This is a genomic window from Stutzerimonas stutzeri (genome assembly GCF_024448955.1).
Taxonomy (GTDB): domain Bacteria; phylum Pseudomonadota; class Gammaproteobacteria; order Pseudomonadales; family Pseudomonadaceae; genus Stutzerimonas; species Stutzerimonas stutzeri_AQ.
Genome location: NZ_JAMOIH010000010.1, coordinates 14,784 through 34,465 on the forward strand (window position 1 = coordinate 14,784; position 19,682 = coordinate 34,465).

Genomic DNA, 19,682 nt, shown 5'->3' on the forward strand with positions numbered 1-19,682 from the left:
CCTGATGTAAGCACAGGGGTGAATAATCCGGTTACAGCCTGCTCTTTGGGCGGGTTGAATTCGGTACAAGCTGCCGTCATCTACACGAGATCGGAAGCCGTTCTTCCGCCAAGGACTATCGATGCGTATTTTCTTACTGCTGTTTCTCCTATTTCCGCTGGCCGAGCTGGCGTTGCTGATTCAGGTCGGCAGCTCGATCGGTGTGCTGCCGACCATTCTGCTGCTGGTCATTAGCGGTATGGCCGGCATTCTATTGTTGCGTCTGGCAGGTTTCGCCACCGCCTGGCGGGCACGCGAGCGATTGGCGCGCGGCGAGTTGCCAGAGCGCGAAATGCTTCAGGGTCTGATGATGGCCATCGCGGGGGGCTTGCTGTTCCTGCCTGGCTTCCTCAGCGACATCATCGCGTTGCTGGTGCTGTTTCCGCCCTCGCGCAAGCTGTTTCTCGGCTTCGTTGGCCGCCGTGTCGAGGCCCAGGCTCAGCGCCGTCGAGCTTTTGCCGATGACCTGCGCCAGCAACAGGAGCGTCAAGCCGGGCCACAACGCCCCAACGTGATCGAAGGCGAGTGGGAACGCCGCGACAAGTGACGCTCGGTGTTCGTGAGAAGGCATGCGCAGGCATGCCTTTTTCATTTTTCAATGCAAAAAATCAACGCTGTGCCCTTGAAATCATTTTTGCCGCCCGCATGTAGCGGTCACCGCAAGGTCGCTGTCGTGTTCGACAGTCCGTCTTCTGCGGCTCGCATTGCGGGCCGCAACCGGCACCGCCGGATTTGCCCAACCCGCCGATGAGAATGCATCGGCATGGAAACCACTGTACTAGGAGAGATCGACAATGAAGCTTCGTCCTCTGCATGACCGCGTCGTGATTCGCCGCAGCGAAGAAGAAACCAAGACCGCAGGCGGCATCGTGCTGCCGGGCTCCGCTGCCGAAAAGCCGAACCGTGGCGAAATCGTTGCAGTTGGTACTGGTCGCATTCTGGACAACGGCGAAGTACGTGCGCTGGCCGTCAAGGTTGGCGATCAGGTCGTATTCGGCCCTTACTCCGGCAGCAACACCGTCAAGGTCGACGGTGAAGACCTGCTGGTGATGAGCGAGAACGAAATCCTCGCCGTCGTCGAAGCCTGATCAGCGCTCGCCCCATAGCGAACTGCGCTCCATCAACAGAATTTGAGGAAGAATCAACATGGCTGCTAAAGAAGTTAAATTCGGCGACTCCGCTCGCAAGAAGATGCTCACCGGCGTCAACGTCCTGGCTGACGCGGTAAAAGCGACCCTCGGCCCGAAAGGCCGTAACGTGGTTCTGGAAAAGAGCTTCGGCGCTCCGACCATCACCAAGGACGGCGTTTCCGTTGCCAAGGAAATCGAGCTGAAATGCCGTTTCGAGAACATGGGCGCGCAGCTGGTCAAGGACGTTGCGTCCAAGGCCAACGACGAAGCCGGTGACGGCACCACCACCGCTACCGTTCTGGCTCAAGCCATCGTCAACGAAGGCCTGAAAGCCGTCGCTGCCGGCATGAACCCGATGGACCTCAAGCGCGGCATCGACAAGGCGACCATCGCCATCGTTGCCGAGCTGAAGAATCTGGCCAAGCCATGCACTGACTTCAAGGCCATCGCCCAGGTCGGCACCATCTCCGCCAACTCCGACAGCTCCATCGGCGACATCATTGCCGAAGCCATGGAAAAGGTCGGCAAGGAAGGCGTCATCACCGTTGAAGAAGGCTCGGGCCTGGAAAACGAACTGTCCGTCGTAGAAGGCATGCAGTTCGACCGTGGCTACCTGTCCCCTTACTTCATCAACAAGCCGGACACCATGGTTGCCGAGCTCGACAGCCCGCTGCTGCTGCTGGTCGACAAGAAGATCTCCAACATCCGCGAATTGCTGCCGGTGCTGGAAGGTGTCGCCAAGGCCGGTCGTCCGCTGCTGATCGTCGCTGAAGACGTCGAAGGCGAAGCCCTCGCCACTCTGGTCGTCAACAACATGCGTGGCATCGTCAAAGTCGCTGCCGTCAAGGCGCCAGGCTTCGGCGATCGCCGCAAGGCCATGCTGCAGGACATCGCTATCCTGACTGGCGGTACCGTGATTTCCGAAGAAGTCGGCCTGAGCCTGGAAACCGCTACCCTGGAGCATCTGGGTAACGCCAAGCGCGTCGTGCTGAACAAGGAAAACACCACCATCATCGATGGTGCTGGCCAGCAGGTTGACATCGAAGCCCGCGTTGCGCAGATCCGCAAGCAGGTCGAAGACACCACGTCCGACTACGACAAAGAGAAGCTGCAAGAGCGTCTGGCCAAGCTGGCTGGCGGTGTTGCCGTGATCAAGGTCGGTGCCGGTACCGAAGTCGAGATGAAAGAGAAGAAAGCCCGCGTCGAAGACGCCCTGCACGCCACTCGCGCAGCTGTCGAAGAAGGCGTGGTGCCTGGCGGCGGTGTTGCCCTTGTACGCGCTCTGCAATCCATCTCCGAGCTGAAGGGCGAGAACGAAGACCAGAACGTCGGTATCGCGCTGCTGCGTCGTGCGGTCGAAGCGCCGCTGCGTCAGATCGTTGCCAACGCCGGCGGCGAGCCGAGCGTGGTGGTCGACAAGGTCAAGCAGGGTGAAGGCAACTACGGCTTCAACGCTGCGTCCGACACCTACGGCGACATGATCGAAATGGGCATTCTCGATCCGGCCAAGGTTACCCGTTCCGCACTGCAGGCTGCTGCCTCCATCGGTGGTCTGATGGTTACCACCGAAGCCATGGTCGCCGAAAGCATTGACGACAAGGCTGCTCCAGCCATGCCGGATATGGGTGGCATGGGCGGTATGGGTGGTATGGGCGGCATGATGTAAGCCAGCCGGCTCCCGCTTAGCTGTATGAAAAGGCCCCGCTTCGTGCGGGGCCTTTTTTTTCGTAACTGAAGCGACATTCATGGCGCTGTCATGCTTCGGTGGCAGCGTGACCACCTTTGCCGTTCGTTGCCCTTGCGAGCGAAAGCGACCATTGGTCGTCTGGCTGGGCGGCAGGCTAAATTGTGATCTATGGTGAGTTTCTCGACTCACCTAATAACAAGGGCTTGCGCGATGAAGCTTGAAATTGCTCGAGGACTTTTTTTAGTCGGCGCACTCAGCGTTGCTTCCTTGTGCGCTGCTGCCTGGAGCGAGCCCGACGCTCGCGTCGTGTCGCGCAGCGATGTCAGTGATCATTGTCCAGTGCCGCGAGTCGCTCGAGTTTCTTCGATCGACGTGCGGCCAGATCACGATCTGCTGCTATTCATGTACGGCCTATCTCAAAGCCTGATCGGGCGTGGTTGACGGACAAGCTCCGCGCTATCGCTGACGGGGCGGTGTTCTTCAAGGAGGCGGTAATGAAACGCGCTGCGCTTATCTCGGTGTTAGGCGCGTTTTTTCTTGGACAAGCCCATGCAGCAACCATGCGCTGTGACGGCGGACTAATTGCCACAGGCGCAGGTTCGTTTGAGGTGCTGACCAAATGCGGCGAGCCTTACGACAAGGAAATCGTGGAGCCTGCAACCCGGCCTGACGGGAATCCGGCAAGGGGATCTGTGACTGTAGAGACATGGATTTATGGTCCAGATAATGGGGCGCATCGCTTCCTGCGTTTTATAGACGGGCAGTTAGTCAAGATCGAAACCCGTCGGTTATAAGCCCCACATCAGGCTATTTACTCAATCAAGCCGCCCTGTCTGGACTTGCCAATAGCGTGTAAACGGCCGGCAGAACGAATAGCGTGAACAGGGTGCCGACCGTCATGCCCGTGGCGATCACCATTCCGATATCGAAGCGGCTGACGGCGCCGGCACCACTGGCCAGGATCAGCGGAATCATGCCGAATACCGTTGCCGCCGTCGTCATCAGGACCGGTCTCAGTCGAATCGCCGCCGCTTCTTCCACGGCTTCGCGGCGGCTCATACCCTGCTCGCGGCGAAGCTGATTGGCGAACTCGACGATCATGATGCCGTGTTTGCTGATCAGCCCGATCAGCGTCACCAGTCCGACCTGGGTATAGATGTTCATGCCCGACAGGCCGAGAAAGAGCGGCACCAGCGCGCCACAGATCGACAGCGGCACCGTGACGAGGATTACCAGCGGATCGCGGAAGCTCTCGAACTGCGCCGCCAGCACCAGAAAGATCACCGCCAGCGCGAGCGCGAAGGTCGTGTACAGGGCGTTCCCCTCCTGAATGTACTGGCGCGACGCGCCGGCGTAATCGAAGGTGAATCCCTGCGGCGCTTCTTCCTGAGCGATGCCGAGCAGCGTGTCGATCGCCTCGCCCATGCTGACGATAGGGAAGCCCTGTATCGTCGCTGCGTTGAGCTGCTGGAACTGCTTCAACTGCGTCGGCCGAGCCCGGTCGCGCACCTTGATCAAGGTCGACAAGGGCACCATCTCGCCCTGGTCGTTCTTCACGTAGTAGTTCTTCAGCCAGCCGGGATTGTCCCGGTAGGCCCTTTCAACCTGGGCGATCACCTTGTAACTGCGACCCTCGATGGTGAAGCGGTTGATCTCGCTTTCGCCGAGCAGGGTGGCCAGCGTCACGCCGAGGTCTTCCATCGTTACGCCCATTTGCGCGGCCTTTTCGCGGTCGATATCGACGACGATTTCGGGTTTGTCGAACGCCAGATCCACGTCGAGGAAGGCGAACTTGCCGGACGCTTCGGCTCTTTCCTTGATGCGCTCGGTGACCTGCAGCAGCGACTCGTAGTCGCTCGCGGTATTGATCACGAACTGAAAGGGAAGGCCTTCGCCAGTGCCGGGCAAGGATGGCAGGTTGAAGCCGAACACCTGCAAGCCAGGAATGCTGTCGAGCTTGGCCTGGACCTCCGGCAATACCTCCATCTGAGTACGCTCGCGCTCATCCCAAGGCTTCATCAAAAACCCGCCAATGCCGCTCTGTACGCCGTCGAACCCATTGATCTGGAACCAGGAGTAGTACTCGGGGAAGGATTTGAAGATTTCCAGAAACTGGTCGGTATACGCGTTCAGATAATCGAGGTTGGTCGTTTGCGGTGCGCTGGCCATCATGAAGATGATGCCCTGATCCTCTTCCGGAGCCAGTTCGCTTTCGGTGAATGTGAGCAGAACCGGAATCAGCCCGAGCACGATCACGGCGAACACCAGTACCACGGGACGGGTATTCAGCGTGCCGTGCAGGGCGCGCTGGTACCGCAGTTTCAGGCGGTCGAACAGATTGTCCAGCCGGTGCGCCAGGCCCGTCGAGCTCTCTTCATGACGCAACAGCCGCGAGCACATCATGGGCGACAAGGTCAGCGCCACAACGCCGGAGATCAGCACCGCGCCGGCCAGCGTCAGCGCGAATTCCTGGAACAGCGCGCCGGTCAGCCCTTGCAGGAAGCCGATGGGCGCATACACCGCCGCCAGGGTGATGGTCATGCTGACCACCGGCATGGCGATCTCGCGCGCCCCGTCGATGGCCGCCTGGAAGGGGGTCTTGCCTTGTTCGATGTGCCGGTGGATGTTTTCGACCACGACAATGGCGTCGTCCACCACCAGGCCGATCGCCAGCACCATGGCCAGCAGCGTCAGCAGGTTGATCGAATAACCCATGGTCTGCATGAAGAACATCACGCCGATCATCGACAGCGGAATGGTCACCACCGGAATCAGTACCGAACGCAGCGAACCGAGGAACAGGAAGACCACGATGATGACGATGACCACCGCCTCGGCGAGGGTTTTAACCACTTCGTCGATCGACGCCTGGATGAAGCGCGTCGCGTCATAGGCGATGGTCACCTTCAGATTCGGTGGCAGTTGCGATTCGATCTCCGGCATCACTGCACGCACTTCGCGGATCACATCCAGCGGGTTGGCACTCGGCGTGCTCTTGACGCCGATGTAGACCGACGGGATGCCGTCGAACGAGCTGATGGCGTTATAGCTTTCGGCGCCCATTTCGACCCGTGCAACATCGCCGAGCAGCACGCGACTGTCGCCCTGGGTTTTCAACGGAATCGCCGCAAAGGCTTCCGGCGTCTTCAGATCGGTGTTGGCATTGATGCTGGTGACGACGTATTGGCCTTTCACCTCGCCGGCAGCAGAAAGGAAGTTGTATTGACGCACCGCCTCGTTCACGTCGCTTGCGGACAGGCCATGGGCGGCGAGTTTCACCGGGTCCAGCCAAAGCCGCATGGCGAAGACCTGATTGCCGAGAATCTCCGCCTCGGCCATGCCGGGCAGGGTGGCCAGCTTCGGCTGAATCACCCGCGATAGGTAATCGGTAATTTGCGGATTGCTCAGCTGCTCGCTGTAGAAGCTGATGTACATGAGCGCGGTCGAATCGGCGGCTTGCTTGTTCAGCACCGGGTCTTCGGCGTTCTGCGGCAGCTGGTTCTTTACCGAGTTGGCCTGGCTCAACAACTCGGTGTAGAGCCGGTCAGTGTCGGCGCCGATGCGGGCGTAAACCGAGATGACCGACAGGTTCTGCCGGCTCACCGAGGTCATGTAATCCACGCCTTCGGCGCTGGCCAGACTCTGCTGCAGTGGTTGAGTGATATAGCCCTGGATCGTTTCGGCGTTGGCGCCGGGATAGGCGGTGGTCACCGTGATCAGCGCGCTTTCCATCTGCGGATACTGACGAATCACCAGGCTGTTGAACGCCTGGAAGCCGAGCAGCACGATCAGCAGGCTGACCACGCTGGCCAGCACCGGGCGGCGAATGAATGGGTCGGTAAAAGCCATGAGGATGTCTTTCCTGTGTCGACGTCAGCGGGCGTCGGACCCGTTGTTCGGCTCGAGTTCGAGCGTGCGCTTGTCGGCGATGGCCACGTGCGTGCCGGTGTCCAGCTTGAGCTGGCCGGCAATCACCACCTGTTCGCCGGCATCGAGCCCGTCGAGGATCACCACGCGGCCGTTGCGCCGCTCACCGGTTTCGACGAAGCGACGTTCCACCACCAGATACGGCTCGTTGCGTTCGGGCGCTTCGTCGCCTTCCTCGGGTTCGGGCGCCTGGCCTTCCTTCACCAGCAGTACCGAATTGCCGTACAGCGTGTAGGTGATGGCAGTCTCCGGCACGACGACCTGGGGCTCGTCGTCCGGCAACAGCACCTGCAGGTCGGCGAACATGCCGGGTAGCAGCCGCTCGCCGGGGTTGGCCAGCTCCGCGCGCACCTGAATGTTGCGGGTGGTGATGTCCACCTTGGGATTCAGGGCGACGAGGGTGCCCGTGAACCGCTCGCCGGGAAAAGCCGGCACCTGGATGTGCACGGGCAGGCCGATGGCGAGCGAGGGAACCTGTTGTTCGGCCACGTAGAAATCGACGAACAAGGTGGACAGGTCCTGCAGCGTCGCGATCGGCGTACCGGCGGCGACGAAGTCACCGACGTCCACCTGGCGAATGCCGATGGTTCCGGAAAAGGGCGCAAGAATGCGTTTCTTCGCCAGGCTGGCTTTCAGCTGCTCGACCGCGGCAGCTGCTTTTTGCGACTCGGCATTGAGCCGATCGAACTCGCTGCGCGAGATGGCCTGAGTGTCGATCAAACTGCGGGCTCGCTTGAATTCCACGTTTGCCAGATGCAGATCGGCTTCGGCCGCCGCAAGGCTTGCCTGCTCGATCTCGCTGTCGAGCAGAACGATCGGCTGGCCCTTGCTGACCTTTTCACCCGAACGAAACTGTACGTCGCTGACGGTGCCGACGACCTCCACGGATAGATCGATGCCCTGGGACGCCGTGAGCGTGCCGATCGCCGAAATTTGGCGCTGCCACGGCTGTCGGCGCGACTCCACGACCTCGACGTTGACGGGCGGCTTCGGGGCCTCGAACTGTTGGATCTGCGTGTATATGGAATTGAACTTGATGGCGGCGAGAATCAATACAACGACGATCACCGCGCCCAGCATGAGCAGCATGCGGCGCAACATTTTCCGTATTCCCTGGAGAGGTGAGCCGGCTGACTACTGCCATGAACGAGGCAGCCGTGCGGGTAAACACTGGATCACCGAATGCCGCCCTGACGGGATGCTCGGCCTTTTACTGTTCCGACCGGTGTGGTCGAGAACAGCGAAATTAGTCCCGAATTGAATGTATGTAAAGCAGTCGATAGACAGGCCCGACGTGCAGTCTTGGGCGCGCAAACAAGAGGGATAGAGCGGTGCGTCCAGCATTCGCCGTCACCGGCCCGCTTTTATGGCGAGGCCGGTGGGTCAGGGCAGGTTTGCGTCAGCCTGCGAGACGGTGGGTCACTTCACTGAGCTGCGCCGACAAGCCGTGCAGGTTCTGGCTGGCTTTTTCGGTGCGCTCGACATTGCTCTGATTGGTGGTGGCGATTGTGGTGATCTCGGTGAGGTTGCGTGAGATGTCTTCCGCCACGGAGGTTTGTTCCTCGGCAGCGGTGGCGATCTGCCGGTTCATGTCACGAATCGCTTCGACTTCCAGCGTGATGCGTTGAAGCATGCTGCCCGCTTCGGTGACCCGCTCGACTCCTTCATCGCTACGGCTCTGGCCGTTTTCTATCGCGCGCACCGCATCCACCGCGCCGGTCTGCACCGTATCGATGATCTGGTGAATCTCGGCGGTGGAATCCGCCGTGCGCCGGGCCAGCGTACGCACTTCATCGGCCACGACGGCGAATCCGCGGCCTGCATCGCCGGCCCGTGCAGCTTCGATGGCTGCGTTCAGGGCCAGCAGATTGGTTTGATCGGCGATGCCGCGAATGACCTCCAGCACCTTGCCGATTCGGCCACTGTCAGCCTCCAGACGGCGAATGACGTCGGCCGTATTGCTGATCTCGCCACGCATGTGAGTAATCGTCTGAATGGTCGAGCGCATCATGCTTTCGCCCTGCTGCGCCGAGTGGTCGGCAGCGTCCGCGGCGCGCGCGGCGTCAGCGGCGTGGCGTGCCACTTCTTGAGCCGTAGCGGACATTTCGTGCATGGCGGTTGCGACCTGATCGGTGCGCGAGAATTGTTCACGGGTACCTTGGCCCATCAACGCCGCGATGGCGTTCAGTTCGCCGCTGGCATTGTCCAGGTCCGAGGTGCTGCGTTGCAGGCGGGTGAATGTATCAGCGAGAAAGTCGCGCAGAATGTTAGCTGCGGCTGCTAGACGTCCTAGTTCGTCGGCACGGCTGCTGTCGACGTGTTCGCTGAAATTGCCCTGGCTGAGTTTGGCGATGTGGTCGATCAGATGACGGATCGGGTTAATCAATTGGCGATTGACTAGCCACAGGCTGAGAAGAGCGACCAGCGCGCCAGCGATCACCATGATCAGCGACCCGGAAATGATGGCCTGGTCGGCGGCGTGGCCGATTTCATCGGAGCTGTGCAGCGCTGACTCACGCAGCTGTTCGACCAGAGCGCTCAGCTGTTCGCTGGTGGCGCGATCGATTCCCTGAACGGCTTCATCGCCGGCTACCGGATCGTTACCGGCGGCGATGTAAGCATCGCGCCCGGCTCGATAAGCGACACCGAGGGCACGATGTTCCGCTCGTAGCGCTTCGATCTTGCTCGACAGGTCCGGTCTGTGGCTGCTCAGTTGTACGAGCGTGGACAGTAACTCCTGGACGTTGCGCTCCTGCTTTTCGAAGCTCTGCCAATACTTGTCCATGGCGTCAGGCGATTTGCCACGCAGCAGGACGTTCTTCCACTCCTGCACCTGCACCTTGAATTCCAGATTGGCTTCGTCAATCAATCGTGACGCCTCGATCGGACCTTTCAGCAGCGTCTGGTAGGCGGAAATGTCCTTGGACAGGAAGGAAAAACTGGCGAGGGCGATCACGAGCATCACCAGCAGGCTGGCGCCGATCAGGCCCAGCAACTGAGCCCGTAGGGATTTTTTCAGAAACATCAGAGCGTTCTCGTATCGAGGAGGTGCGCTTGCACTATTGGCAAGAACTAACCGGGTGCTCACAAGTGTGACCGCCCGGTCGCTCTGTTTTTCGGCGCGTCGTCTCGATACTTGAGAACTTTCAGACCAGGCGCAAATGGTTGTCCCAGAGCCCTGCCGGAAGTTGCAGTGGGGTACTGACGAAGCGCTCGCCCTGGCAGTCGACCAACCGGCAGCGGCCTTGCCCCGAACTCACCACGAAGCCCTGTTCGACCGCCGCGACGCCGGCGCAATCGGGCAGGTGGATTTCTTCGCGCAGCGCAGCGCTGTCCAGATCCCAGATGAAGACCTTATTGCCGCGCGGCGCCGTCACGGCCAGCAGGCGCAGCGGATCATTGATCGCCAGGCTGGCGGTGTACTGGTTCATTGTCTGGCGCTGCGCTTCACCCAGCGGGAACGCCTGGAACGCCTCACCGGGACGCTTGATCGCCAGCAGCGGGACCGCGTCCATCGGATCACCTTCGTACTGCTGGCCCGATACCACGGTGCCGTCTGCGGCAACCGCGAGGTGACGCACGCTATTCATCTGCTCGGGCAGTTGCTCCTTGCTGATTAGCGCGCCGTCGCGATGGAGCAGCACCAGACTCGGCTCCATGGCATCGAGATTCATCATCTCGCGGCTGTCGGCCTCGGTGCGGATGCCGCCGTTGGCAATTACTAGCGTCTCGCCGTCGGGCATCCAGAGCAGCTGATGCGGGCCGATGCCGTGGCTGGAGTGTTCGCCTTCGCGGACCAGCCGGCGCTCCTCGACGCGATATATGCCAATCACTCCGCGACCGGCATCCGTGGTGTCGTTCTCTGTGGCGTAGAACAGGTCGCCGCTGGCATGGAACACGCCATGACCATAGAAGTGGCGGTCGGGTGGCGAGGCGATGATCTGTAGCAAGGTGCCGTCCCTGCTGTCGATCAGATAGCTCTCGCGGCTCGGCCGGCGCCCGACGAATACCGCCAACGGCAGATGGGGATGGACATAGACATCATGGCAGCGCTCATTGACCGGCGTGGCGAACACGCGGCTGCCGTCGAGTCGATAGCCGACCGCGTAATGACGGCCATCGGCATCGTCGCGCGCGGAGAGCAGCAGCGGTTGCTCGCTATGACGGGTCAGTGTCCAGCCACCGACGGCGGAGACGGCGACCAGAGCACTGCCCAGTCCGAGAAAGGCTCTACGTTTCATATCAATCTCCGTCGTGAGCGTTGAAGCCGATCTGTACGCCCAGCGCGCGGGCCAGTTCCGTCTGGTGCAAGCGGTGTAGTACGTCGATGTCCTGGTACAGCGCATTCAGTCTTTCGCGACCGGCCTCGTCGGCGATTAGTTCGCTGAACGGCAGCATGATGTCCGTCAGGTGTTGGCGGGCCGTCGCGTAGGCGACGTCGATGCGTTTGACCAGGTCGGCCTGATCGGCCGGTACCAGACGTTTGAAGCCGTTGTCATCGGCGCCTTGCCACAGTTTTTGTGCACCGGCGAGGGCGGCATCGATACTGCCGAGCGTGGCGTCGCTGCGCCAGGCTTCGGCCTGGAATGGCTGCGGGTAGCCTTTGGTCTGACGACCCAGCGGGGCGCCGAGCTTTTTCTTCAGGCCGTCCAGCGCGGTGACCTGGACGCGCAACAGATCGGCGATCGCCTCTTGCGATTCGGCGTAGCGCTCGTTGGGAAATTCGCTGAGTTGCGTGACCATGCCGCCTTCGGCCTGCCATTCCTCAAGCATGCTCGCGGCGAGCTTCTGCTGATGCTCGCCAATGGCCTCGAGCAACCGGCAATGACGCGCCTTGGACGCGTCGTCCTGCAGGTCGACGGCCTTGTCGAACAGCACGTATTCGTAAGCCGAAAGGCCCTGCAGCACGACGCTGGCGTTTTCCAGATCGGCCTGGGTCAGCTGGGGGTTCTTCTTCAGCAGGGCGGTGACCTGCCGTCCTACCAGGTTCTTTTTGTCGGGCCAGAACTGCACTTGCCAGGCTCGGTTGCCTTCGCCCATCGGCCCGATCAGCAGTGGTTGCAGGCCCGCCCAAGCGAATTGCGCCTGCAGGAAGGCCTTGCGCGCGTCGTCCAGCTCTTCGTTGCCTGCGCAAAAAGCAATGCTGCTCGCGGCCATGCGCCGGTTGGTTTCGGCCCACTGGCTATATGAAGGAAGCAGGACTTCATCGGCCAGGCTCTTGCTCGTTTCGGTAAAAGGATCGGACGGCGCGCAGGCGCTTAGCATCAGCCCCAGTGCGGTGACGGTAATGGCTGAAAGGTAACGGTTGGGATACATGTTGCTCCTCGGCAAAGGCAGGCGCCGGTTGAAACGGCGCTAGAGTGATTCGAGAAAGGCCAGCAGGGCGCTGCGTTCATTGCTGTTTAAACCGAGCACGGCCTGTTTGGCTCGTTCCGCTTCGCCGCCGTGCCAGAGTATGGCTTCGAGCAGGTTGCGCGCCCGTCCGTCATGCAAAAACTGAGTATGCCCGCTGACCGCTTCGGTCATGCCGATGCCCCACAGCGGGGGGGTTCGCCATTCGCTGCCGCTGGCCTCGAACTCGGGACGATGATCGGCAAGCTCTTCACCCATGTCATGCAACAGCAGATCGGTATAGGGGCGAATCAGCTGATTGGCCAATTCAGGCTCGGCGGCATCGCCAGTGGTGAACGTTGGTACATGGCAGCTCTGGCAGCCGACGCGGTGGAACAATGTCTTGCCCTGGAGAACCTGAGGCGCGTCAACGTCGCGGCGCGCCGGTACACCTAGATTGCGAGTGTAGAACGACACCAGATTAAGGATGTTGTCACTGACCTCCGGCTCGCCACCGTGGGGCATGGCTAGGCAGTCCAGCTGTCGATCGGTACAGCTGTTGCCGGTGAACAGGCTCGTGGTCAGGCCCATGTCGTTGAAAAACGCATCGGCATTCTGCTGGTTGAGGTTCGGTTGTCCGGCTTTCCAGCCGAAGCGGCCAATCGCGGTGTCACGCGTGACCTGATCGAACACCCGATTGGGGCGGCCGGAAATGCCGTCGCCGTTGCTGTCGTCCGGGTCGGCGTTGGCCAGTAACGCTGCTTCGGGAATGGCCTCCAGAAGACCCAGGCCGATCATTTGCGGTGCCACACGAACGGAAAATTGTGTATCGGGATGCATGGGGCCGTAACCGAGCTCGGTGATGGCCAGCTTCGGTTCGCGCAGCTCGACTTCGAATCCGTCGGCGAATCGCTCGGTCCGGGTGGCATAGCTAAGACGGACCTTGCCCTCCGGCGCCACGCCCGGAATGGCCATGTCCTGCAACTGACCACCGTAGACGGGCTCCGGTGCGATACCGCGCTCGCGGACAACCTCGGCGTGCTCGGCACCAGCGGGAATCGACAGCCGTACCAGCATGGAAACGGCATTGCCGCGCTCGGCATCCGCGGGATGGCCGCGACCGTCCTTGATGTGGCAGCTTTGACAGGCGTTGGTATTCATCAGCGGACCGAGGCCGTCGCGCGCCGTGGTCGAAGCCGGCGCAATGACCCAGGGATTTCGGAAGAAGCTGTTGCCGACACTGAAATCCAGTCGCCTCACAGGCGATAGATTGGCAGAGGGCATCGAGAAGGCGTTCTGATCGAACTTCATCACGGTCGCGCTACCGGCGGAAAGCGCTTCGCCCGGCTCGGCCTGCTCGAAGCGTGGCGCCTGCTCGTCACAGGCGGCGAGGCTCATGGCCAGCAGCAGGGCGATAGCAGAGCGAGAAAGCGGGTGCATCAGGTGTACCTGGACGTGGCAGGGCGGCAATCTTAGCAGCCTAACGGAGTGTGAATAAGAGCAGTTTGCATTTGGTCTGGCTCTGGTTGCTATAGCTTGGCTGTTAGCGGAAGAGCGCACCATGAAACGGCATTCAGGGAGCGGCCTTGCACCGCTCCCTGAAACACAGGATCAGAACTGATGATCGGCAGTGTCCGGGTTCAGGTCGCTGATACCCAGTGCGGCAGCGGCTTTCTCGATCGAGCCGGTTTGCTGTACCAGTGCCCCGATCGCGGCGCGGACTTTTTCCTGCCCTTCATTATTGTCAGGTGCGATCAGCTGATCGAACGCTTCACCCTCGTTGGCGCTGACGACCAGCACCTGCATTTTGGCTTCGGTGGTTTCCAAATCGGTCTTCAGCGTGGTGTTGACCTGCGGATCGACGCCATCGACCAGCGAGGCCAGGCTCGGCCCGCTGAGCGTGCTGCCATCGACGCGAGTGTACTCGCCGAGGTAGACGTTCCGGATGCCCTTGGCATTGAAGAAATGCGAGTTATGGGTGTTGTCGCTGAAGCAGTCGTGCTCGTCTTCCGGCGAGTTGGCTTCCAGCGCGACCTTCATACGCTCACCTGCCAGTTCGCCGAGCGAAAGGCTGCCCATGCCGAAGAACATCTTGCGCAGGCCATTCTCTGCAGATTCGCTTTCCAGGCTGGCGCGATAGTTATCCGCGACACCGGGCTTCCACTCGTTGACCATTTCTTCGAGATCGGTGACCAGAAGATCGGTCGCGGCTTTCAGGTAGGTGCGGCGACGGTCGCAGTTATCGCCGGTGCAGCCTTCTCCTTCGATATAGTCGCTGACAGGGCGGTTACCAGCACCGGGGCCGGTGCCGTTCAGGTCCTGCCCCCAAAGAAGAAATTCGATGGCGTGATAACCGGTGGCGACGTTGGCTTCCGAGCCGGCCAGTTCGTTCAGGCTGGCGAGCTTCTCGCCCGTGATTTCGCTGACGTCGATCTTGTCTTCACCGATCTGCAATTCCTGGTTGGCGATGATATTGGCGGTGGCGCCAGGGTTGCCCAGGGCATGCTGATAATCGCCCTCGACGTAGTCGATCATGCCTTCGTCCAGCGGCCAGGCGTTGAGCTGGCCTTCCCAGTCATCGACCACGGCGTTGCCGAAGCGGAACACTTCTGTCTGCATGTAGGGCACACGTGCGGCGAGCCAGGCGTCCTTGGCGGCCTGCAGGGTTTGCTCTGTAGGGTCGGCAAGCAGGGCGTCGATGGCTTCCTGGAGCTTCATTGCAGTGCTGTGCGCATCGCTGAAGATGGCATGCGCCATGTCCGCATAATGCTTGACCACCGCCTGTGCGGCTTCTTCGTTCAGGGTCGCTTCTGGCGCGCTCGCTGCTGCCGGCTCGCTCTGGGTGGTTTGCGGAGCGGCGGCCTGTTCGGCTGGCGCTTTGTCTTCGCCGCAACCTGCGAGTGAAATGGCGACAGCGAGAAGGCTGGCGGTGGCCCAGACGGGGGTGCGTAGCATGGCGGGTTCCTTTGCTTGCAGGTGAGTAAAGGGAATGCCGACCGACGAGGTGCGGCTATTCGCTGCAGGGCATAATGCGAAAGATTTGCATTTTGTGCAAAGAAATTGCGTGGAGCAGGTCGCGTCTGCGATTCGGCTGTGTGGCTAGAATGCGTCTCCGAATCCGGACCTTTAATGGAGATATTCGATGAGCCTGGGCGCCGTGCTTTCATGGGTCGTGCTGTTTCTTGTCGTCGCTTATGCGGTGGTGCTTTACAACGGTCTGGTGCGCCTCAAGCACGGCGTAAGCAAGGCCTGGTCGAATATCGATGTGCTGTTGCGTCAGCGACATGAAGAGCTGCCCAAGCTGGTGGAAACCTGCAAGCAATACATGCAGCACGAGCGCAGCACCCTGGAGCAGATCATCAGGGCGCGTAACGCCGTGTCCGATGCGCGCGAGCAGGGCGATGTCGGTGCACTCGGGCAGGCCGAAACCGGGCTGCGTGCGGGGCTCGGGCGGCTGTTCGCGCTGGCCGAGAACTATCCGGAGCTGCGTGCCAACGAGAGCTTCCGGCATTTGCAGCAGCGCATCAGCGGGCTGGAAAGTGGTATCGCTGATCGTCGCGAGCTGTACAACGAGTCGGTCAATCTGAACAACGTGCGCATCGAGCAATTCCCCGACGTGCTGCTGGCGCGCGCATTTGGTTTCCGCGAGGCGCCCTTGCTGCAGTTCAGCGAAGCGCAAAAGGCGGACGTCGACCTGAAACCCCTGTTCGGCTGAGCGGGCTACCGAAGTGCTACTAGCGGGGGTTGGCGTGGCGATGTGTCTGGGCGGCGGTTGGCTGTGGGTCAGCCGATGGTCGAAGGTTCGCCATCTGCTGGACACGCCGACGTCGAAAATACGCTCGGCCGCGCAGGGCTATGTCGAGCTCGCCGGTATGTTGGGCGAGGTTGCCGATCTGCCGGTCATGCTGGCGCCGCTGACCGCCAAGCCCTGCCTCTGGTGGCGCTATCGGATCGAGGAATACCGCGCCGCGGGCAAGCGCAGCAGTTGGCGGGTCGTCGAACAGGGCAGTAGCGAACGCCTGCTGCGCTTGAGCGACGCCACCGGCGATTGCCTGATCGACCCAAAGGGTGCCGAAGTATTGCCTGCGCGCCGCGACGTCTGGACCGGCGACTTGCGTCATCCCAGAGGCCTGCCGCCGACGGGACTTCTCGCCTGGCTAAGCGGAAATCGCCGCTACCGCTACACCGAAGAACGCCTGCACGCGGGCGAGCCGCTGTACGCCATCGGCGATTTCCGGACCACGGCGGGCGGTCGGCAGGGGCTTGATCTTAATGCGGCGCAAGGACAGGTCGTGCGGGAGTGGAAAGGTGATTACGCCGGTTTGCTGCGGCGTTTCGATAACAATCGTGACGGCCAGCTCGACGACGCGGAGTGGGCGCGGGTTCGGCTCGCTGCCGGTCTCGAGGCGGAGCAGCGTCACCGCCTTGCCAGTAGTCGTCCGGCGGAGCATCGGCTTGCACGGCCGACCGAAGCGCTGCCATTCGTGCTTTCCAGCCATGGCGAGGAAGTCCTTGCGCGCCGCTACCGCTGGCAGGCGATCGGTGGCGCTGCGCTATGCGTTGGCGGTGCCTGGTTGCTGACAACGCAGCTGGCGTTTATCTGATCCACAGCTTCGCGATCTCGGCCGCGCATTATCATTGGTTGAGGTTATCCCGGGCTTGTTGGTTGTCCGGCCTAACGAGGTTTTTTCTCTGCTATCCAGATTGTGTGTCGCGTGCCGCGGTTGCCATGGGCGAATACCTGGACTTCTTGGGCCTTGAAGCCCGCCTTGGCCAAGCGCTGCGAGAAGGCTTGGTCCGCGCTGGCTGACCATACCGCCAACAGGCCGTTCGGGCGCAGAGCTTGCGCGCAGGTATCCAGACCCGCTGCTGAATAGAGCCAGCTGTTGTGCTTTTGGGTCAGCCCTTCCGGTCCGTTGTCGACATCCAGCATGATCGCGTCGAACCCTTGAGGTTCACGTCGCAGCACGTCGGCTACATCATGGTTGAGTACCCGGGTGCGTGGATCGTTGATCGGCAGTCCGGCCTTTTCTCCAAGGGCGCCGCGGTTCCACTCGATCACGCCGGGCACCAGTTCGGCGACCTGAACTTCAGCGTCCTCGCCGAGGTGCTTCAGGGCCGAGGCCAAGGTAAATCCCATGCCCAGTCCGCCGATCAGCACGCGTGGACGTGGGCGCTTGGCGATTCGTTCGCAGGGGATCTGCGCAAGGGCATCTTCGGAGCCGTGCGTGCGTGTGTTCATCAGTTGGTTGCCATTGCCGCCCTGAATCTTGATGACAAAATCGTCACCGTACTCAAACAGGCAGAGGGCGCCGCCACCGGGGATATCAGCGGTGTCGATCAATACGAAACGCTTCATGCAGGGCTCATTACGGAAAAAAGGGGAAACGCAGAAAGGGCTGCGCAATGGAGGAATAGCCTTATAGCGATTCTGAATTGAAGCTGCGTTCGAAACGTCTGGATTGGCGTAGTAGGGCGGTCAGCTCGGGGCCAGGCAGGGGCTTGCTGTAGTAATAGCCTTGGCCTTCATTGCAGCCTTCATCGATGAGATAGCGCTCTTGCTCGGCGGTTTCCACGCCCTCGGCGATCACCAACATATTGAGGCTCTTGCCCAGCTGGATGATCGCTCTGACGATGGTCGTGTCGCCATCATCGGCAGACATGTCGCGCACGAAGCTCTTGTCGATCTTGATCTTGTCCAGGGGCAAGCTTTTCAGATAGCTGAGCGAGGAATAGCCGGTGCCGAAGTCGTCGATGGCGATCAGCGCGCCGGAGCGGCGCAGGCTGTGCAGGTTGTGAGTGGCGGCGGCGATGTCTTCCATCAGCCCGGTCTCGGTCACCTCGAGCTCCAGGGTCTCGGGCGGCAGCCGATGGTTTTTGAGCAGGGTGTTGATCATCGTCGGCAGTTCGGCGTGGTGCAGCTGGACCGTGGAAAGGTTGACGGCCATGCGCAGGTCGTTGAAGCCCTGCTGATGCCATTCGCTCAGCTGTTGGCAGGCCTGATCGAGCACCCATTCGCCAATGGCGATGATGCTGCCGTTCTGTTCGGCGAGGGGAATGAAAATGTCCGGCGGAATCATCTTTCCGTTCGGCTGCGTCCAACGCAGCAGGGCTTCGACGCCGGTGATTCGCTTTAGTCGATAGTCGATCTGCGGCTGGTAGACCAGATGAAATTCATTGCGTTTGACCGCTTCGGCCAGGTCGTTCTGCAATTCCCGGCGCGTTCGCATTTCGCTGTCGATGCTCGCCACGTAAAACTGGTAGCGGTTGCGCGAGCGGTTCTTGGCCAAGGTCATGGTCTGTTCGGCTTTCTGCAACAGCTTCTCGGTACTGTCGCCATCTTCTGGGTACAGCGTGATACCGATGGTGGCGCGCAGGCGGATGCTTTGCCGATCGAGGGTGACCGGCCGCTCCAGATCGTCGAGTACTTTCTGCGCCAGTTCCGCGGCCTCGTAGGGTTGTTCGCAGCCGAACAGCACCAGCACAAACTGGTCGCCACCCAGGCGGGCAAGGGCGCCGACACGTCCGCTCAGGCTTCGCAGGCGATCGGCCAGTGCGACCAACATACGGTCGCCGCACTGGTAGCTGAACTGCTCGTTCACACCTTTGAAGTCGTCCAATCCCAGGCAGAGAACGGCCACACGGCGTTGCAGCCGCGCGGCCTCGCCGAGAATATTGTCGAGCTGTTGCTGCAGCTGTTGTCGATTGGGCAGCCCGGTGAGCGAGTCGTATTGAGTCATGCGTTCCAGGCTGCTTTCCGCGGCATGGCGCAGCTGCATGTTGTGCTGGATAGAGGCAAGCAGGCCGTTGGCGGTTTCGACCCATAGGCCCAGCTCGTTTCGCTCGTGCCCCTTCGGCATTGGTAATGAATGCTCGCCAGGGCGGCCTGGATTGATTCGCGACAGGTGCTCGGTGAGCTTGGTCAGCGGGCGCGTCAACAGCCATTCGTAAATCAGGTAAAGCAAAAGACCCAGGGCCAGCGCACGGAGAATGCCGACGAAGAAGATGACGATGGAGTCGCTGACGAATTCTTCTCCGTAGGGAGCGGTATCAAGCGTAATGCGCAAGTCGCCGTAGTACTCGTTGTAAGGAGGGCGGCCGATCAGTGGAATCGAAAAATTCTGACTGCGGCCTAGAATCGGATCGGTTAGCCAGCGTGTCGGCGCCGATATGAGTGGGCGGGTTTTGACAGCGAGAGGCTCCTCGCCAGGGTGGGCAATCGATGCTTCTTGAATCGACTCGTGCTGAAACAGGCCTTCCATGACCTGTGAGCCCATCTCGCGGTCCAGGCTGTAGATCGCCTGTGCCGAGGGGTCGCGCGTCATGCGCAGGATTCGCTGGGCCTCTGCATTGATCAGTTGGCGAGTTTTATAGGCATCGAAAACGATCTGTGCGCAGCTCAATACCAGCCCAACGGCGAGCGCTGACAGCAGAACGATACGGAGTAATTTCCTCGACAGGCTGTTGCGCAATGCAGTCAAAAGAATTTCCTTTTTCCAGGCCGATGCCAGCGCAAGTATTGGTAGTCATGAAGGAAACGTCAAAAGCTGGGCATGCCTATGGGGCAA

Annotated in this window: 16 protein-coding genes; 7 read left to right on the forward strand and 9 right to left on the reverse strand. The window is 60.8% G+C overall.

The genetic code is table 11. From position 1 onward, the window contains the following. Positions 1-121 precede the first annotated feature (121 nt). From NA645_RS12055 to NA645_RS12075, 5 genes are all read left to right on the forward strand, one after another. Positions 122-586: an FxsA family protein gene (locus NA645_RS12055; protein ID WP_256049023.1), complete on the forward strand. Its 465-nt coding sequence runs from the start codon at positions 122-124 to the stop codon at positions 584-586. A 247-nt stretch (positions 587-833) separates the two neighbouring features. Beyond that, the gene (locus NA645_RS12060; protein WP_131651025.1) at positions 834-1,127 is read left to right on the forward strand and encodes a co-chaperone GroES; all 294 of its coding nucleotides are present in this window, start codon (positions 834-836) and stop codon (positions 1,125-1,127) included. Between the two features lie 58 nt (positions 1,128-1,185). Continuing rightward, positions 1,186-2,835, forward strand: a complete 1,650-nt coding sequence (groL, locus tag NA645_RS12065; protein ID WP_256049024.1) for a chaperonin GroEL — start codon at positions 1,186-1,188, stop codon at positions 2,833-2,835. A gap of 231 nt (positions 2,836-3,066) precedes the next feature. Then, positions 3,067-3,297, forward strand: a complete 231-nt coding sequence (locus tag NA645_RS12070; protein WP_131651027.1) for a hypothetical protein — start codon at positions 3,067-3,069, stop codon at positions 3,295-3,297. Positions 3,298-3,350: 53 nt separating this feature from the next. Then, positions 3,351-3,650, forward strand: coding sequence for a DUF2845 domain-containing protein (locus tag NA645_RS12075; RefSeq protein ID WP_131651028.1), 300 nt, complete (start codon positions 3,351-3,353; stop codon positions 3,648-3,650). Between the two features lie 25 nt (positions 3,651-3,675). On the opposite strand, the gene NA645_RS12080 is transcribed toward NA645_RS12075, so the two are convergent. From NA645_RS12080 to NA645_RS12110, 7 genes are all read right to left on the reverse strand, one after another. Further along, on the reverse strand, positions 3,676-6,705 hold the full coding sequence (locus NA645_RS12080; protein ID WP_256049025.1) for a multidrug efflux RND transporter permease subunit: 3,030 nt from the start codon (positions 6,703-6,705) through the stop codon (positions 3,676-3,678). Positions 6,706-6,729: 24 nt separating this feature from the next. Continuing rightward, a complete protein-coding gene (locus NA645_RS12085; protein WP_256049026.1) occupies positions 6,730-7,884 on the reverse strand; it encodes an efflux RND transporter periplasmic adaptor subunit in 1,155 nt (384 codons plus the stop codon). A 298-nt stretch (positions 7,885-8,182) separates the two neighbouring features. Further along, positions 8,183-9,808, reverse strand: coding sequence for a methyl-accepting chemotaxis protein (locus tag NA645_RS12090; protein ID WP_256049027.1), 1,626 nt, complete (start codon positions 9,806-9,808; stop codon positions 8,183-8,185). A 121-nt stretch (positions 9,809-9,929) separates the two neighbouring features. After that, positions 9,930-11,024 (reverse strand): DUF1513 domain-containing protein, encoded by a 1,095-nt coding sequence (locus tag NA645_RS12095; RefSeq protein ID WP_256049028.1) that lies wholly within the window; start codon positions 11,022-11,024, stop codon positions 9,930-9,932. Position 11,025: 1 nt separating this feature from the next. Next, a complete protein-coding gene (locus NA645_RS12100) occupies positions 11,026-12,099 on the reverse strand; it encodes an imelysin family protein (protein ID WP_256049029.1) in 1,074 nt (357 codons plus the stop codon). A 39-nt stretch (positions 12,100-12,138) separates the two neighbouring features. Continuing rightward, complete coding sequence (locus tag NA645_RS12105) at positions 12,139-13,554, reverse strand: di-heme oxidoredictase family protein (RefSeq protein ID WP_256049030.1); 1,416 nt, start codon at positions 13,552-13,554, stop codon at positions 12,139-12,141. A gap of 171 nt (positions 13,555-13,725) precedes the next feature. Further along, complete coding sequence (locus tag NA645_RS12110) at positions 13,726-15,069, reverse strand: imelysin family protein (RefSeq protein WP_256049031.1); 1,344 nt, start codon at positions 15,067-15,069, stop codon at positions 13,726-13,728. Between the two features lie 187 nt (positions 15,070-15,256). Between NA645_RS12110 and NA645_RS12115 the strand changes: the two genes are divergently transcribed. Next, positions 15,257-15,829 (forward strand): LemA family protein, encoded by a 573-nt coding sequence (locus tag NA645_RS12115; protein ID WP_256049032.1) that lies wholly within the window; start codon positions 15,257-15,259, stop codon positions 15,827-15,829. 40 nt (positions 15,830-15,869) lie between these two features. Continuing rightward, positions 15,870-16,718 carry an E3 ubiquitin ligase family protein gene (locus tag NA645_RS12120; RefSeq protein ID WP_256049156.1) on the forward strand — a complete coding sequence of 283 codons (849 nt, stop codon included), beginning with the start codon at positions 15,870-15,872 and terminating at the stop codon, positions 16,716-16,718. A 71-nt stretch (positions 16,719-16,789) separates the two neighbouring features. Here NA645_RS12120 and NA645_RS12125 read toward each other — a convergent pair whose 3' ends face one another. Both NA645_RS12125 and NA645_RS12130 read right to left on the reverse strand, forming a co-directional pair. Next, positions 16,790-17,473 carry a spermidine synthase gene (locus NA645_RS12125; protein ID WP_256049033.1) on the reverse strand — a complete coding sequence of 228 codons (684 nt, stop codon included), beginning with the start codon at positions 17,471-17,473 and terminating at the stop codon, positions 16,790-16,792. 61 nt (positions 17,474-17,534) lie between these two features. Beyond that, positions 17,535-19,595, reverse strand: a complete 2,061-nt coding sequence (locus NA645_RS12130; protein ID WP_256049034.1) for a putative bifunctional diguanylate cyclase/phosphodiesterase — start codon at positions 19,593-19,595, stop codon at positions 17,535-17,537. Positions 19,596-19,682 lie beyond the last annotated feature (87 nt).

Bases quoted from the DNA above. Each gene is read 5' to 3' on its own strand.
- NA645_RS12055 (WP_256049023.1), top strand. From the start codon at position 122: ATGCGTATTTTCTTACTGCTGTTTCTCCTATTTCCGCTGGCCGAGCTG.
- NA645_RS12060 (WP_131651025.1), top strand. From the start codon at position 834: ATGAAGCTTCGTCCTCTGCATGACCGCGTCGTGATTCGCCGCAGCGAA.
- groL (WP_256049024.1), top strand. From the start codon at position 1,186: ATGGCTGCTAAAGAAGTTAAATTCGGCGACTCCGCTCGCAAGAAGATG.
- NA645_RS12070 (WP_131651027.1), top strand. From the start codon at position 3,067: ATGAAGCTTGAAATTGCTCGAGGACTTTTTTTAGTCGGCGCACTCAGC.
- NA645_RS12075 (WP_131651028.1), top strand. From the start codon at position 3,351: ATGAAACGCGCTGCGCTTATCTCGGTGTTAGGCGCGTTTTTTCTTGGA.
- NA645_RS12080 (WP_256049025.1), bottom strand. From the start codon at position 6,705: ATGGCTTTTACCGACCCATTCATTCGCCGCCCGGTGCTGGCCAGCGTG.
- NA645_RS12085 (WP_256049026.1), bottom strand. From the start codon at position 7,884: ATGTTGCGCCGCATGCTGCTCATGCTGGGCGCGGTGATCGTCGTTGTA.
- NA645_RS12090 (WP_256049027.1), bottom strand. From the start codon at position 9,808: ATGTTTCTGAAAAAATCCCTACGGGCTCAGTTGCTGGGCCTGATCGGC.
- NA645_RS12095 (WP_256049028.1), bottom strand. From the start codon at position 11,024: ATGAAACGTAGAGCCTTTCTCGGACTGGGCAGTGCTCTGGTCGCCGTC.
- NA645_RS12100 (WP_256049029.1), bottom strand. From the start codon at position 12,099: ATGTATCCCAACCGTTACCTTTCAGCCATTACCGTCACCGCACTGGGG.
- NA645_RS12105 (WP_256049030.1), bottom strand. From the start codon at position 13,554: ATGCACCCGCTTTCTCGCTCTGCTATCGCCCTGCTGCTGGCCATGAGC.
- NA645_RS12110 (WP_256049031.1), bottom strand. From the start codon at position 15,069: ATGCTACGCACCCCCGTCTGGGCCACCGCCAGCCTTCTCGCTGTCGCC.
- NA645_RS12115 (WP_256049032.1), top strand. From the start codon at position 15,257: ATGAGCCTGGGCGCCGTGCTTTCATGGGTCGTGCTGTTTCTTGTCGTC.
- NA645_RS12120 (WP_256049156.1), top strand. From the start codon at position 15,870: ATGTGTCTGGGCGGCGGTTGGCTGTGGGTCAGCCGATGGTCGAAGGTT.
- NA645_RS12125 (WP_256049033.1), bottom strand. From the start codon at position 17,473: ATGAAGCGTTTCGTATTGATCGACACCGCTGATATCCCCGGTGGCGGC.